Genomic DNA, 14,835 nt, shown 5'->3' with positions numbered 1-14,835 from the left:
GGGGACAGCCACAGCGGTGACTTACCCCAGCAGCATGGCGATTTGCAGCGCCGCTTCCTGGGATGGATTGATCTTGAAGCCGCTCTTGGCGTAGCGGTGCCAGCGCCCGATGACGAAGCTGACGATCAGGGTGGCGCGCGCCGCCACTTCGCTTTCCTTGCCATGGCCTTCGGCTGCGGCCACGCGCAAGGCCTGCTTGAGCGCCAGTTCCACGCGGTCGTAGAACTGGTTCATGCGCACTTGCAGGCGCTCGTCCTCATTGACCAGCGCATCGCCGATCAGCACGCGCGTCATGCCCGGATTGCTGATGGCGAAATTGAGCAGCATGCCGATGATGTCGCGCGTCTGCGTCATGCCGTCGCTGTGCTTTTCTGCGATCTGGTTGATCAGGCCGAAGACGCTCGACTCGATGAACTCGATCAATCCTTCGAACATTTGCGCCTTGCTGGCGAAATGGCGGTACAGGGCCGCTTCCGAGACGGCCAATCTGGCGGCCAGTGCGGCAGTGGTGATCTTTTCGCCTTTCGGCTGCTCCAGCATTGCGGCGAGGGCCTGAAGAATTTGTAGCCTGCGTTGGCCCGGCGGTGTGCTTGCCATATTTTCTCTTGTCGTTAAAAAAATGCTGCCTTGATGAGGATGTCCGTCACCGCCGCTAGCGGTGCGGCTTCCGGCGTCAACCGGAAGCCCAGGAGTCCCCTTCAGCGCAGACGGTGAAGGCGGCGTGCCAAATGCCGGACAGATTTTACTTTGACATCGACGTAAGCGGGGCGATTTAACGCTTTGGGCAGCTTTGCCACGCCGATCGGATCGGCCATTTTCAGGTATTGCGTGATCCAGGCCGTGCGCAGGCCCAGTTTTTTCGCACCCTTCAGGTTGGCGAGGGTGTCTTCCACCAGGATGCAGCGGCCAGGGCGGATCTGGTGCTTGCGCATCAGTTTGCGCAGCATCAGGGTCGATGGCTTGGGCCGCAGCTGGCGGTGCACGTGCATCGCCTCGATGGCGATATGCTGCGCAAAGTGCTGGCGCAGGCCCAGGTGGCGCATCACGTCGCTCGAATAGCGCAGCGGCGCGTTGGTGAGCAAAATTTTACGACCAGGCAGGCGTTTGAGTAAAGCCCCCAGTCCCCGCTCGGCGCGTATCATGGCGCGCAAATCGTCGAAGGTATGCGTCTCGTGCAAAAAATGCGCCGCCTGCACCTGATGGTGCTTGACCATGCCCAGCAAGGTGGCGCCATAGCGGCGCCAGTAGGCCGCCCGCGCCGCATTGACGATCGCGTCGTCGGCCGGCGTCACGCCGTCGCCCAGTACGCGGGCAATATACGTGTTCATATTGGCCGTGATGGTGGGGAAAATGGCATGCGAGGCATTGTGCAGCGTGTTGTCGAGGTCAAACAGCCAGACCGGCGACGAGCGGTTAAGATGGGACACAGGCACAAGAGTCTTTGCTAGCGAGAGAAGATGAAAAATTCAACAATCAGGAAAACCATGCGACGCCAGATTATAGTGATGTTTTGCGGATTATTCTTGTTGCCGTTGCAGGCGGCCTTGGCGGAAGCGCCTTCCGTGGCGCAAAACCGGGGCGCCCTGTTCAAGATTCAGGATGCCGGCCACACCCTGTATTTGTTTGGCACCATCCACGTTGGCGCCCCTGATTTTTACCCGCTGGAACCGACGGTGACGCAGGCATTGGAAGGCGCCGGGGCGCTGGCGCTGGAGATCGATCCCGGCGCCGATCCGCGCGCCGCCCTGGGCGCCGTGCTGAAATACGGCATGGAGGCGCCGGGCAGCAAAGTGCCGGCCGACTGCCGCCAGACCCTGGCGCCGCGTCTGGCGCCGTTGTTGCAAAAATACGGCATTCCGGCCGAATCGGTGGCGCCGATGAAGCCGTGGATGCTGGCCAGCATGCTGGCCATTGGCGAATTTTCCACCCTCGGCTACCGCTCCGACCTGGCGGTCGACAATTATCTGTCGCAGCAAGCCAGGGCGCGCAAGATCCCCGTGCTGGAACTCGAATCGATGGAAGGCCAGCTGGCGCTGTTTGGCGCGATGACGCCCCTCGACCATTGCCGCTTCCTGGAAGACGGCGTGGCGTCGATCGAAGACCAGGAACAAAGCCAGGAAGCGCGCGAGATCGCCGAAGCCTGGCGCACGGCCGATGCGGCGGCCTTCGACAAGCTGGCGGAAAAGGCGGCGCAAGACCCTTCGTTCGCCGCGCAGTTCGTGCAAAAAGTGCTGCTTGACGGTCGCAACCCGGCCCTGGCCGACGGCATTGCCAAGCTGCTGGCGCGCGAAAAGCACAGCCTGGCCGCCATCGGCGTGCTGCATTTGGTGGGAACGAAAAGCGTGCCTGACTTGTTGCGTCAAAAGGGTTTGAAGGTCGAGCGAGTGTATTAGCGCTGGCTCAGCCGCGCAACAACTGGCGGCAGAGCAGATGGAAAAGTGTTCAGAGCAAGGCGTACTGACGAAGACAGTACGCTAGTACGGCGAGGAAGTACAACGCCGCCATGGACAGTTTTTCAGCTGCGGGGGAAAGGATACTGGTGCCCTTGACGTGGATCGAACACGTGGCCTCTCCCTTACCAAGGGAGTGCTCTACCACTGAGCTACAAGGGCATAAAAAATCGGCGCTGGGTGAATTGCGCCGAATTATTTTTTTAGTGCGAACGGATCATAGTACCAAAAGCCTGCTCGGTCAACACTTCCAGCAATAATGAGTGTTCAATGCGGCCATCGATGATGTGCACCGTGTTCACTCCGGACTTGGCGGCGTCGAGCGCGGACGAGATCTTTGGCAGCATGCCGCCCGAGATCGTGCCATCGGCGAACATCTCGTCGATTTCACGCGCGGACAGGTCGGTCACCAGGTTGCCCTGCTTGTCCTGGACGCCGGCGATGTTGGTCATCATGATCAGCTTTTCCGCTTTCAGGATTTCCGCGATCTTGCCCGCCACCACGTCGGCGTTGATGTTGTAGGCCTGGCCATCCTGGCCGAAACCGATCGGCGAAATGATGGGGATGAAGGCATCGTCCTGCAGCGCCTTGACGACGGCCGGGTTGATCGCGTCGATCTCGCCGACAAAGCCGATGTCGAGGAATTCGCCCGGATGTTCGCGGTCCGGCATCTGCATCTTGCGCGCGCGGATCAAGCCGCCATCCTTGCCCGTCAGACCGACAGCCTGGCCGCCGTAATGGTTGATCAGCATGACGATATCCTGCTGCACTTCGCCGCCCAGCACCCACTCCACCACTTCCATGGTTTCTTCATCGGTGATGCGCATGCCTTGCACGAAGGTGCCTTGCTTGCCGATTTTTTTCAGCGCGTTGTCGATCTGCGGTCCGCCGCCATGCACCACGACCGGGTTCATGCCGACCAGCTTGAGCAGGATGACGTCGCGCGCGAAGCCGTGCTTCAGGCGTTCGTCCGTCATGGCATTGCCACCGTATTTGATGACGATGGTCTTGCCATGGAAATTGCGAATGTAGGGAAGGGCCTCGGCCAGAATCTGCGCCTTGATTTGCGGCGACACCGCCGTCAAGTCGTCATTCATGTCCAGGTTCAAGTTAGCTAGTTGATTCATGGCGAGTCCGGAAAATAGATTTGTGCGATTTTACAGGGAAGACGAAAATCTTGGAGGCATTATAGGGCGATCTTGTTGTATTTTCCCTGATGATCCTATAGTCTGGCCCGATATGTCCCCCCGCCAGCCCTTTTACTGCCAGTTACATCTGCGTCGCATCCAGACGCAGCGTGACACACACTTGCCAATTCAAACACAGCCATGAGCGTATGCAGCCTGTGCGGCGCCATCTTCCAGTGTGGACAACTCGATCCGGACGCCAGGCAACCGTGCTGGTGCGTGGCCATGCCGCCGGCCGTTCCCGTGCCCGGCAGCGCCGCCGTGGGCTGCTGGTGCCCCGCCTGCCTGCAAGAGCGCATCGCCGCCTTGACGCCCTTGGCGGCAAAACCGCTCAGATAAGCGTATCGGCGCGCTTTTCCTTTGCAAAAGACCTTGCGTTTGATAGGGGAATACGTTCAGACTTCGATTTTCAAGAATTTCTGCTAGGAAAGTAATGCGTTTCAGGGATATCCGTATCGGCGTGCGCATCAATGCCGGTTATGCCATTTTGATCGTGCTGATGCTGGTCGTCATCGTTTTGTCTGGCAGCCGCATCTATGCCATCCGCGCCGAGACCGACGATATCCTGCAACGCGACTGGGTCGCCGCCAAGGCCACCAGCAAGATCCATGGGCTGGCGCGCGAGGCAGCCACGCGTATCGGTAACCTGCCGAACCAGCACGAGTTGGCGCTGCTCCAGGCGAATCAGGCGCGCCTGGAAGCGATCAAGCAAGGCATCGACGAGCAGGTGCGCATCCTCGACGGTCTCGATGCGCGGCCCGAGGAACGGCGCCTGCTGGAACAGATGCACCTGGCTCGCGCCGACTACTATATTTCGCTCAAGACGATGTTCGAACTGGTCGAGCGCGGTGAGCATGCCCGCGCCGAGCAGGCCATGCAGACGCAGACCTTGCCGGTGCTGGAAAAAGTGTTGCTGTATGTGGGCCAACTTGACAACTTGCAGCAGCAACTGATACGCGACAGCGCGGCCAGGATACGCAACGATATCGATACGTCGCTGATCCTGATGGGCGGCATCGGGCTGGCGGCCTTGTTGATCGGCCTGGCCTTTGCATGGTCGGCGCGTTCGATCACGCGTCCGCTGGGCGAGGCGGTGGCGATCGCCACGCGCGTGGCCAACGGCGACTTCAGTTCCGTCATCGAAGTGACGTCGCGCGATGAGACGGGCGAATTGCTGCAGGCGCTGAAAAACATGAGTACCAATCTGGCCGTAGAGCAGGATCTGCGTCATGCCGTCGAAGTGGCCGAAGATGCGACCAAGATGAAGTCGGACTTCCTGGCCAATATGTCGCACGAGATCCGCACGCCGATGAACGGTATCATCGGCATGACCCACCTGGCGCTGCAGACCGAGCTCACGTCGAATCAGCGCAATTACCTTGAGAAGGTGGAGTCGGCGTCGAAGAACCTGCTGGCCATCATCGACGACATCCTCGATTTCTCGAAGATCGAGGCGGGCAAGATGGCCTTTGAAAAAGTCGACTTTTTCCTCGAGGACGTACTGGCGCAGATCGCCGACCTGTCCGTGATGCGCGCGCAGGACAGGGGGCTCGAACTGCTGTTCGACATCGCGCCCGACGTGCCGAACGCATTGCAGGGCGATCCGCTGCGCCTGGGCCAGGTGCTGATCAACCTGACCAACAACGCGATCAAGTTTACGGACAAGGGCGAGATCGTCGTCAGCATCCGCCTGCAGCAGCTGGAAGAACACGCAGCGGTTTTGCGCGTCGATGTGCGCGACACGGGCATCGGCTTGACGCCGCCCCAGCGCAGCAAATTGTTCCAGGCATTTACCCAGGCCGACACGTCGACCACGCGCCATCATGGCGGTACCGGCCTGGGGCTGACCATCAGCAAGCGCCTGGTGGAAATGATGGAAGGCGAGATTGACCTGGTCAGCGAAGCGGGTGTGGGCAGTACCTTTTTCTTTACGGCCCGTTTCGGCCTGGCCGCCGTGCCGCGCGACAGCCTGCCAGTACCGCCGCAGTTCCAGGGCCTGCGCGTGCTGGTGGTTGACGACAACCCCAGCGCGCGTGAAATCTTCGTCAGCATGCTGACGGCGCTGGGTTTCGAGGCGCGTGCCGTGTTTGGCGGCGTGCTGGCCATCGGCGCCGTGGCGCAGGCGCGCACCGAGGGGCGCCCGTACGGCCTGGTGCTGATGGACTGGAAAATGCCGGGCATGAACGGTCTCGATACCCTGGCCGGCATCCGCGCCGATGCCGCCGGCATCGATGCGACGCCGGCCTGCATCATGGTCACGGCCTTCCATCGTGAAGCGCTGCTGGCGGCGGCGCGCCAGCGGGACTTGCCGCTCGACGGCGTATTGAACAAGCCGGTCAGCGCCTCGACCCTGCTCGACCAGATATCGTTCGTGTTTGGCGGCGTGACGGGGCAGAGCCGCAAGACGCAGCGCCAGAGCAGCTACCGCGACGACGAACGCGCCCTGCGCGGCGCCTGGCTGCTACTGGTGGAGGATAACGAAGTGAACCAGGAAGTGGCGCAGCATATTCTCAACGATGCCGGCATCCGCGTCGATATCGCGAGCAATGGTGCCATCGCGCTGGCGAAGATCGAGGAAAACGCCTATGACGGCGTGCTGATGGATTGCCAGATGCCTGTGATGGATGGCTACCAGGCCACCCGCAAGCTGCGCCAGGATCCGCGTTATTCGAATTTGCCCGTGATCGCCATGACGGCCAATGCCATGGTGGGCGACAAGGAAAAATGCCTGGACGCCGGCATGAACGATTTTATCGCCAAGCCCATCGACGTGGCGCAGCTATTCGGTACTCTGGCGCGCTGGATCGCGCCGGCCAGGCCGCAGGAAATGACGGCGGTGGTGGCACAGCCGGAAGCGGAGCTGCCCGTGATCGCCGGCCTGAAAATGGCGGAGGCCATGCGGCGCGTGGGTGGCAATACCACTTTGATGCGAAAATTGCTGGACCGTTTTGTGGAAACCCAGTTCGACGCCATGCAGCGCATCGTCGCCGCCATCGAGAACAACCAGCTAGAGACGGCCATTCGCGAAGCGCATACCCTGAAGGGCCTGGCCGGCAATATTGGCGCCGGCGGCCTGGCCGACAGCGCGGCGCGGGTCGAGCATTTGCTCATCCTGGGATCGCATGATGGTTTGCCGCAGGCGCTGGCTGCCTGCACCCTGGCGCTCGATGAACTGGTGCCGAAGATCGTGCTGGCCATGCAGTCGCGCAGCTGTGAGGCCGAGCCGGGCAACGCAGTGGTGGCACCGGTGGATCGGGCATACCTGGAAGCGGGCTTGCGCGAACTGTCGCAGTTGCTGCAGCAGGACGACGCGCAGGCCGTCAAGCATCTCGACGGCATCCGCCCCGTGCTGGTCGCGGCCGGACAGGCGGAACACGCGCGCCAGTTGAAGCGCATGCTGGGACAATACGATTTTGAAGGTGCGCTGGCGCAGCTGGGCGAGGTGGCCGATGCGCTGGAGCTGACACTGTGACAAGGATAGCGATGCAGAGCGAAGGACGGGCATGAGAGCGCAGGCAAGCAAGCCAACCATCCTGGTGGTCGACGACACGCCAGACAATATCGACCTGCTGCGCGCAGTGCTGGAAGACGATTACCGCACCAAGATCGCCGTCAATGGCGAACGTGCCCTGAAGATTTCCGCCGGCAGCGATCAGCCCGACCTGATCCTGCTCGACATCATGATGCCGGGCATGAGCGGCTATGATGTGTGCCGCGCGCTGAAGGCCGATCCCGCCACGGCAGGCATACCGGTGATTTTTGTCACCGCCATGAGCGAAGTGGCCGACGAGCAGCTGGGCCTGGCCCTGGGCGCCGTCGATTACATCACCAAGCCGATTTCAGCGCCCATCGTGCTGGCGCGCATCAAGACGCAGCTGGCGATGAAACAGATGCAGGATTTTTTGCGTGACCAGAATCATTACCTGGAAACGGAAGTGGAGCGCCGCGTGCAGGAAGTGGCGGCGCTGCAGGACGTCACGATTCACGCCATGGCCTCGCTGGCCGAGACGCGCGACAGCGAGACGGGCAACCATATCCGCCGCACCTCGCATTATCTGAAAGCGCTGGCCGAGAAAGTGCGCAGCCTGCCGCGGTTCCGCGATTTTTTGACGGACAAGAATATCGAATTGCTGTTCAAGACGGCGCCGCTGCATGACATTGGCAAGGTGGGCATCCCCGACCATATCCTGCTCAAGCCGGGGCGTTTCGAACCGCACGAAATGGCCATCATGAAGACGCACACCACCTTGGGGCGGGACGCCATCCTGGCGGCCGAACACGAGCTGGGCATCGAGGTCGATTTCCTCAAGTACGCCAAGGAGATCGCCTACAGCCACCATGAAAAATGGGATGGCAGCGGTTACCCCTTAGGGCTGGCTGGCGAAGACATTCCGATTTCAGCGCGCCTGATGGCGCTGGCCGACGTGTATGACGCCCTGATCAGCCGGCGCATCTACAAGCAGGGCATGGACCATGCGCAGGCCGTGCAGATCATCGTCGAAGGACGCGGTTCGCACTTCGACGCCGAGATCGTCGACGCCTTCCTGGAGATCCAGGAGCAGTTCATCGCCATCTCCAGGCACTATGCCGATGGCGTGTGCGAGATCGCCGACAAGCGGCGGCAGATCGCGCCATACACCGAAAACATCAGCTGACGGTTTTGAAGAAACGCAGCATCTCTCGGCTGGCGTCCGGGCCTTTGCCATCGGTATAACTGCCGCTGCCGCTGCCGCCGGACCACGCATGACCTGCGCCGTGGATGACCCAGTGTTCGCCCAGCGGCGAGCCATCGGCCTGGCTGTGCGTGGTGCGCGTGTAGCGGTGGCCATTCGGTACGCTGCCGTCGATGGAAGCCGCCTTGGCCGCCTTGCCGCCCGCCTGGCTGCGTACGCCCTGGGCAATCAGTTCATCGCCATTGCGCGGGTTGACGGTGGTGTCGCGGTCGCCATGGAAAACGATGATGGGTACGCCACCCGCCGGTGCCTTGCGCTGGGCATTGGGCATGGCGCCGCCCTTCATGGCGGCCAGCGCCGACGGCAAGTCCTGCGCCGAGGCGAAGGGCAGGCCCGAATGCACACCGACGGCGGCAAACAAATCCGGATACAAGGTGCCGACAATGACGGCCATGGCGCCGCCCGCCGACAGGCCGGCGACGAACACTTCGCGTTCATTCACCGGGTAGTCATCGATGACTTGCCGCGCAATGCCGGCGATCAGCGACGGTTCGCCCTGGTCGCGCTGCTGGTCGATGGCATTGAACCAGTTCCAGCAGCGCGAACTGTTGGCAGCCTGCGTCTGCGCCGGATAGACGACAAAACATTCCTTTTCTTCGGCCAGCCCATTCATCTGCGTACCGGCCGCGAAATCGTCGGGATTTTGCGTGCAGCCGTGCAGCATCACGATCAGCGGCATGGCCTGGCCGTGATAGCTGCTGGGGATATACAGTTTGTAGGAGCGCGTGCCCGCATGGTTGCGGTATACGCCGTCGATGAACTGCGCGCCAGCGGGCATCTGCGCCGGCGCGGTGGCCGGCGCGTTGAAACCTGGCGGATGAAAATTCGGCATCTCGAAGCTGGGCATGTCGAAGCTGTGTTGCCCCAGGCTGACAGGCACACCCAGGCGCGCCATGAAATCCTGCGCGAAATCCTGCGCCGCCTGCGCGGGTGTGGGCGGCACAGCTGCCGCTTCCGGCGCGGCATCAGCTTGCGGCTGCGCGGTGCGGGCCTGCGCTGAGGGTGGCGCCGGTGGTGGATTGATATCGCGCATCGGTTGCGGTGGCGGCGCTTGCGTGGTTGCTGCCTGCGGCGCCAGGCCGGCGGCAGACAGCGCCTGCTGGATCGCTTCGGCGGCGGCGGCGGGACCGCTGCCCATCAGATTACGGGTCGCTGCGCGCATCTGCGCCAACATGTTGAGAGGTTGTTTCATGGCCGTCCTTAACGGTGCCGCGCATCGGCCGGGTCATCGCCGCGAACCAATACGCTAGTGAATTCGCCCTGCGAGCGCCGTCTTGACGACGGTGCTGGCATGCAGGGCACCTAATACGAAAATCGACTCGATGGTGGCCAGTGCCAGTTCCACGGAGACGTCGCTGGCGATGCTGGCCAGCCCCAGGACCTGGATCTGCAGGCGCTGACCGGCTGCCTGGATCGCTTCCAGGTCGGCGCGCGAATAATGCTGCATGCCCAATACCAGGCTTTTACGGGCGACGGTTTGCCTGACCACGTCGGCGTGGATACCCAGCTGGTTGCGGATGGCCGTACGGATCAGATCCGTGCGGTTGGAATAAAATCCCTCCTGGACCAGCAAATCGATCTGCCCCAGGTCGATCAAACCGAGGTTGATCGTGATTTTCTCGGATTCCCCAATTTTGGGCTTGCTGTCTTGCTTGGCCATAAGTCTCCAAAAACTCCCCGTGGCATCCATTTGCCATCTGTATGGATGGTAGTATAGTTGTGAAATATCTCAAGTCAAGCAGAATCTGGCCTGATCGGGGTGTAGGACGGACACCTGCAGAGTGAGATCCGTTGCAAAATATATTTTCTAAAGATAGGTTTTTAATCATGCTTACGCTTGAAAATATATTCACAGAAACATTGAATGGCGATGCCGCCGACTCACCGGCATGGTTTCGCGGCATAATGAAAGCCTTCACGTTTACCGATGCCGCTCCATGATGGTCGCTACCCCACCTCCGCCAGCCGTTCCGCTCCCCTTGCCGTCACCGGTGCCGTCGCCCTGTGTCAGCCTGTGCAAGATGAACCGCAACAGTGGCTTGTGCGAAGGCTGCTTGCGCACGCTCGACGAGATCATCGCCTGGAGCAAGGCGGATGACGACTTCAAGCGCGCCGTGTGGGCCGAATTGCCGGACCGTGTATCCCTGCTCGATTTCGAGTCCGACTACTGAGAAAACCCATGCCGCGATCGCCAGCGCTGTTCCCCGATTCCATGCAGGTGTTCGAACGCGGCTGGCTGTCGTCGAATAACATCCTGTTCCAGGGCCGGGACGACACTGCCCTGATCGACAGCGGCTATGTCACGCATGCGCAGCAAACACTGGCCTTGCTGCGCCATAGCTTGCAAGGGCGACCGCTGGAGCGCTTGTTCAACACCCATCTGCACTCCGACCATTGCGGCGGCAACGCGCTGTTGCAAGCCGAATATGGCTGCCAGACGGCCATTCCCGTGTCGGAAGCGGACAAGGTGCGAGCGTGGGATGTCGATGCCCTGAGTTTCCAGGCCACGGGCCAGCAATGCCCGCGCTTCGGCTTTGACTTCACCGTCTCGCCCGGCGACACGTTGACGTTGGCCGACATGGCCTGGCAGGCGCTGGGCGCACCGGGCCATGACCCGCACTCCCTGATTTTTTACTGCGCTGACGAGGGCATCCTGATCTCCGCCGACGCCCTGTGGGAAAACGGCTTTGGCGTGATCTTCCCCGAACTCGATGGCGGCTCCGGCTTTCTTGATGCGCGCGCCACGCTGGACCTGATCGCCAGCCTGGACGTGCGCGTGGTGATTCCTGGCCATGGACGGCCCTTCCAGGACGCCGTCGGCGCTCTGCAGCGCGCTTATTCGCGTCTCGACTACCTGTCGTCGGACCCCGTGCGCAATGCGCAGAATGCGGTGAAAGTGCTGCTGAAATTTTTGCTGCTGGAACGCCAGCGCATCGCCCTCGCCGCAATACCAGCCCTGTTGCGCGGCATGCCCATCTTCGAAGAGGCCAACCGGCGCTTCCTGCGCCAGGAGGCGGCCGCGCTGGCCGAGTGGGCCGTGTCCCAGCTGGTCAGGGCAGCAGCGGCGCGCGTCGAGGGTGAGTACTTGCTCAACGAGGGCTGAAACGGATAGGTGATAAATTCAGCACGACCGTACTTTTTCTGCACTATAATCAACGTTCAGTGTGTCTTTCATCCCGATCAACTTTCCAGCGAGTCCGCCATGGCATTGCCTGTTGCGTTGCAAAACCTCTCCTTACCCGTTATCGCCTCGCCGATGTTCATCGCCAGCGGCCCGGCCCTTGTGGCGGCGCAGTGCAAGGCCGGCATCGTCGGTTCCTTCCCGGCCCTGAACGCGCGTCCCGCCGAATTGCTCGACACCTGGCTCACTGAGCTGCAGGCCGAGCTGGCCGCCTTCCAGGCCGCCAATCCCGATAAAAAAGTGGGGCCGATCGCCGTCAACCAGATCGTGCACCAGTCGAACGACCGCCTGGCGCATGACGTGGAAGTGTGCGTGAAACACCGGATTCCCATCATCATTTCCTCGCTGCGCGCGCCGCCCAAGGAAATGCTCGACGCTATCCACAGCTATGGCGGCATCGTGCTGCATGACGTGATTTCGATCCGCCACGCGAAAAAGGCGCTGGAGGCGGGTGTCGATGGCTTGATCCTGGTCGCCAGTGGCGCCGGTGGCCACGCGGGCACCCTGTCGCCATTCGCGCTGGTGGGCGAAGTGCGCAAATTCTTCGACGGTCCGCTGGCGCTGTCGGGCTCTATCGCCACGGGCGATGCCGTGCTGGCCGCGCAAGCCATGGGTGCCGACTTTGCCTACATCGGCTCGCGCTGGCTGGCGACCAAGGAATCGAACGTCAGCGACGGCTACCGCGACGCCATCGTGGCATCCGCCGCATCGGACATCGTCTACACGAACCTGTTTACGGGCGTGCACGGGAATTACCTGAAAAAATCGATTGTCGCGGCCGGACTCGATCCGGAAGCCTTGCCTGAAGCGGACAAGAGTTCGATGAATTTTGGCTCCGGTAGCGCCAAGGCCTGGCGCGACATCTGGGGTGCGGGCCAAGGCGTGGGTTTGATGGATGATGTGCCAAGCGTAGAAGAGATGGTGGCGCGCCTGAAGGCCGAATACGATGCGGCGCGCGCGCGTCTGAAGCTGTAACGCTGATGCTGCCGGATGACGCGGCATGCCGCGTCATCCGAGCCATCCTTACTCCTGCTTCAAATCCTCGGGCTTGATGGCCCACAGGCCTGGCAGGTTGCGCCAGTAGCCATACGCATCCATGCCGAAGCCGACGACGAAGCGATTCGGGATCACCAGGCCGACGATGTCCGCCTGCACGGGCTTTTTCTTGCCGATGGCCTTGTCGGCGAACACGGCCAGGATGACTTCCGAGGCGCGCATGTCCAGCAAACGCTGCTTGACGTGCGCCAGGGTTTCGCCCTCGTCGAGAATATCGTCGAGCACGATGACGGTGCGGCCCGCCACGTTCGAACGGGGGATGACCTTCCACACCACTTCGCCGCCCTTGTCATCGTCGCCGTAGCGGCTCACATGGATGTAGTCGAATTCGAGCGGGAAGCTCAGTTGCGGCAGCAGGTTGCCCGTAAATACGACGGCGCCGCCCATCACGCCCAGCACCAGCGGGAACTCTTTCGAGTCCTCGGCGTTGAAGCGCGTGTTGAGTACATCGGCCATGCGCGTGATCGACGCCTGCACGGTATCTTGGTCGAACAGCAGTTCCGCGTTCTTGATCAGATCACGGGCACGGTTGTGATGAAATTCTTGCATGGACTCTTGCATGGCGATGAATGGGGCTGATGGTCAATGCCGGTATTATCCCGCAAATCGGCCTTATTTGTAATCGCGCATGTCGTCGATGACCTTGCCGTCCTGCGCCAGACTGCCCACGGCCACCAGCACCACGTCGCCACGCAGCTTGGTCAGTTCGCGGATCGAGCCAATGATGGCCTCGGTGCCGCTGGTGTCAAGCGGATCGTCGACTTCGCAATGCAAGGCCATCTCGTCGTTGGCCATGCGTCCCGATACCACCAGCCGCGCCTTTTTGATTTGCGGATGGCGGCGCGCGATGTCATGCACCTGCGACGGATGCACGAACATGGCGCGCACCTTGGTGGTCTGGTCGGCGCGTCCCATCCAGCCGCGGATGCGCGTATTCGTGCGCCCGCACGGCGAATCCGGCGCGTCCATCAGCACGGCCGATAAATCGCCCGTGGCAAAGCGGATCAGCGGGTAGTCGGCATTGAAGACGGTCACGACGACTTCGCCCACTTCGCCCGGCGCGACGGGAATGCCGCTGCCCGGATGGACGATTTCCAGCAGCACGTTTTCGTCAACCACCATGCCCGGATTGAGTTTGCCATTGCTGGCCGTTTCATAGGCGATGCTGCCGATATCGGCCGAAGCATAAGTCTGGAATACGTGCGGCACACCGTTTTCGGCAAACCAGCTGCGCAAGGATTCGGGCAAGGCTTCGGCGCCCATCACGGCCTTGGTGACGCTGCTGATGTCTGCGCCCATTTCGCGCGCCTTCTCGATAATCAATTTCAGGAACGACGGCGTGCCGATATACGTGTCCGGCTTGAGGTCGGCCATCGCTTGCACCTGCATTTCCGTCTGGCCGATGCCGGCCGGGATGACGGTGCAGCCGATGCGGGCGGCGCCCCCTTCGACCATGAAGGCGGCCGGCGTGAAGTGATACGAAAAGCAGTTTTGCAGCAAGCCGCCGGCGCGTACGCCGGCTGCATACATGGGCCGCGCGAAGCGCCACCAGTCAGGGCCGCGGCCTTCCGGATCGAAGATGGGGCCAGGCGAGACGAACACACGCGACAGGGCGTTTTTCGGCGTCGTGTTGAAGCCGCCGAACGGCAGTTGCGCGTGCTGCAATTGCTTGAGGTCGGACTTGCGTGTCACGGGCAGCTGCGCCAGCGCAGCGCGGCTGGTGATGTCGGCCGCGTTGACGCCCTCGAGGATGCGGGCCCAGCCCGGTGCTGCCTGCGCGCGCGCGATCAGTTGCGGCAGGCCGGCCATCAATTCGCGTTCGCGCGCTTCGGGGGCGCGTGCTTCCAGACTATCGAGCGTATCGGTCATGTTGCAGATTCTCCAATGTCACGTTGCATTTTTTTCGTCAGTCCCGCAAAAATCAGGCTGTATGAGCGGCGCAGCAGGGCCGCCATTGCCCCGTCGTCGAGTGCGTCGGGGCTGGCGACCAGCACCCACCTGGCCCGCGCCAGGTAGGGCGCCGGGCGGAAGCCGGGGCGGTCCGTCAATTCCAGGAAGCGTTCCGCATCGACCTTGAAGCTCATGCCGCGCGTGCTGTGCGCTTCCGCGCCGCACAGGGCGAACATCTTGCCGCCGACGCAAAACGCCAGCACGTTGCTCCATTTGACGTCTTCTGTCGCGCCGGGAAAGCCGCGGCACACTTGCTTCGCCCGTTCCAGGTCCATGAC

Annotated in this window: 15 protein-coding genes and 1 tRNA gene; 7 read left to right on the top strand and 9 right to left on the bottom strand. The window is 61.8% G+C overall.

All coding sequences use genetic code 11. The features are described 5' to 3' along the window. Positions 1 to 21: 21 nt before the first annotated feature. Positions 22 to 597 (bottom strand): nucleoid occlusion factor SlmA, encoded by a 576-nt coding sequence (slmA, locus tag CSZ94_RS10440; RefSeq protein WP_070313104.1) that lies wholly within the window; start codon positions 595 to 597, stop codon positions 22 to 24. Between the two features lie 101 nt (positions 598 to 698). Next, positions 699 to 1,433: a pyrimidine 5'-nucleotidase gene (locus tag CSZ94_RS10435; protein ID WP_102121432.1), complete on the bottom strand. Its 735-nt coding sequence runs from the start codon at positions 1,431 to 1,433 to the stop codon at positions 699 to 701. A gap of 90 nt (positions 1,434 to 1,523) precedes the next feature. Between CSZ94_RS10435 and CSZ94_RS10430 the strand changes: the two genes are divergently transcribed. Further along, positions 1,524 to 2,393 carry a TraB/GumN family protein gene (locus CSZ94_RS10430; protein ID WP_258000903.1) on the top strand — a complete coding sequence of 290 codons (870 nt, stop codon included), beginning with the start codon at positions 1,524 to 1,526 and terminating at the stop codon, positions 2,391 to 2,393. Between the two features lie 144 nt (positions 2,394 to 2,537). Here CSZ94_RS10430 and CSZ94_RS10425 read toward each other — a convergent pair. Both CSZ94_RS10425 and argB read right to left on the bottom strand, forming a co-directional pair. Continuing rightward, a tRNA-Thr gene (locus tag CSZ94_RS10425) sits at positions 2,538 to 2,612 on the bottom strand. A gap of 41 nt (positions 2,613 to 2,653) precedes the next feature. Next, positions 2,654 to 3,547 (bottom strand): acetylglutamate kinase, encoded by an 894-nt coding sequence (gene argB, locus CSZ94_RS10420; protein ID WP_010393729.1) that lies wholly within the window; start codon positions 3,545 to 3,547, stop codon positions 2,654 to 2,656. 231 nt (positions 3,548 to 3,778) lie between these two features. Between argB and CSZ94_RS10415 the strand changes: the two genes are divergently transcribed. From CSZ94_RS10415 to CSZ94_RS10405, 3 genes are all read left to right on the top strand, one after another. Next, the gene (locus tag CSZ94_RS10415) at positions 3,779 to 3,976 is read left to right on the top strand and encodes a cysteine-rich CWC family protein (protein ID WP_102121430.1); all 198 of its coding nucleotides are present in this window, start codon (positions 3,779 to 3,781) and stop codon (positions 3,974 to 3,976) included. Positions 3,977 to 4,070: 94 nt separating this feature from the next. After that, on the top strand, positions 4,071 to 7,109 hold the full coding sequence (locus CSZ94_RS10410; RefSeq protein WP_102121429.1) for a response regulator: 3,039 nt from the start codon (positions 4,071 to 4,073) through the stop codon (positions 7,107 to 7,109). Positions 7,110 to 7,140: 31 nt separating this feature from the next. Then, entirely contained in the window at positions 7,141 to 8,292 is a 1,152-nt protein-coding gene (locus tag CSZ94_RS10405) for a response regulator (protein WP_102121428.1), read from the top strand. Here the strand turns inward: CSZ94_RS10405 and CSZ94_RS10400 are convergent. Together CSZ94_RS10400 and CSZ94_RS10395 are read right to left on the bottom strand one after the other, a co-directional pair. Further along, positions 8,285 to 9,562: an extracellular catalytic domain type 1 short-chain-length polyhydroxyalkanoate depolymerase gene (locus CSZ94_RS10400; protein ID WP_258000902.1), complete on the bottom strand. Its 1,278-nt coding sequence runs from the start codon at positions 9,560 to 9,562 to the stop codon at positions 8,285 to 8,287. The two genes, CSZ94_RS10405 and CSZ94_RS10400, sit on opposite strands and share 8 nt — an antisense overlap. Positions 9,563 to 9,616: 54 nt before the next feature. Then, entirely contained in the window at positions 9,617 to 10,030 is a 414-nt protein-coding gene (locus CSZ94_RS10395; RefSeq protein WP_101483396.1) for a CopG family transcriptional regulator, read from the bottom strand. A 277-nt stretch (positions 10,031 to 10,307) separates the two neighbouring features. Here CSZ94_RS10395 and CSZ94_RS10390 point away from each other — a divergent pair, with 277 nt between their 5' ends. The 3 genes from CSZ94_RS10390 (at position 10,308) to CSZ94_RS10380 (ending at position 12,526) form a co-directional block, all read left to right on the top strand. Then, complete coding sequence (locus CSZ94_RS10390; RefSeq protein WP_258000901.1) at positions 10,308 to 10,541, top strand: DUF1289 domain-containing protein; 234 nt, start codon at positions 10,308 to 10,310, stop codon at positions 10,539 to 10,541. Between the two features lie 8 nt (positions 10,542 to 10,549). Further along, on the top strand, positions 10,550 to 11,473 hold the full coding sequence (locus CSZ94_RS10385) for an MBL fold metallo-hydrolase (RefSeq protein WP_102121426.1): 924 nt from the start codon (positions 10,550 to 10,552) through the stop codon (positions 11,471 to 11,473). Positions 11,474 to 11,572: 99 nt separating this feature from the next. Beyond that, entirely contained in the window at positions 11,573 to 12,526 is a 954-nt protein-coding gene (locus CSZ94_RS10380) for an NAD(P)H-dependent flavin oxidoreductase (protein WP_102121425.1), read from the top strand. A gap of 48 nt (positions 12,527 to 12,574) precedes the next feature. On the opposite strand, the gene CSZ94_RS10375 is transcribed toward CSZ94_RS10380, so the two are convergent. The 3 genes from CSZ94_RS10375 to CSZ94_RS10365 form a co-directional block, all read right to left on the bottom strand. Next, positions 12,575 to 13,156 carry a hypoxanthine-guanine phosphoribosyltransferase gene (locus CSZ94_RS10375; protein ID WP_102121424.1) on the bottom strand — a complete coding sequence of 194 codons (582 nt, stop codon included), beginning with the start codon at positions 13,154 to 13,156 and terminating at the stop codon, positions 12,575 to 12,577. 63 nt (positions 13,157 to 13,219) lie between these two features. Then, complete coding sequence (locus CSZ94_RS10370) at positions 13,220 to 14,476, bottom strand: phenylacetate--CoA ligase family protein (protein ID WP_102121423.1); 1,257 nt, start codon at positions 14,474 to 14,476, stop codon at positions 13,220 to 13,222. Further along, positions 14,473 to 14,832, bottom strand: a complete 360-nt coding sequence (locus CSZ94_RS10365) for an MmcQ/YjbR family DNA-binding protein (protein ID WP_102121422.1) — start codon at positions 14,830 to 14,832, stop codon at positions 14,473 to 14,475. Before CSZ94_RS10365 ends, CSZ94_RS10370 begins: the two co-directional genes overlap by 4 nt. Between the last annotated feature and the right edge of the window lie 3 nt (positions 14,833 to 14,835).

The sequence above is a fragment of the Janthinobacterium sp. ROICE36 genome, assembly GCF_002869965.1.
Classification (GTDB): Bacteria; Pseudomonadota; Gammaproteobacteria; order Burkholderiales; family Burkholderiaceae_D; genus Janthinobacterium.
This window is presented reverse-complemented; position numbering and strand designations above follow the sequence as displayed.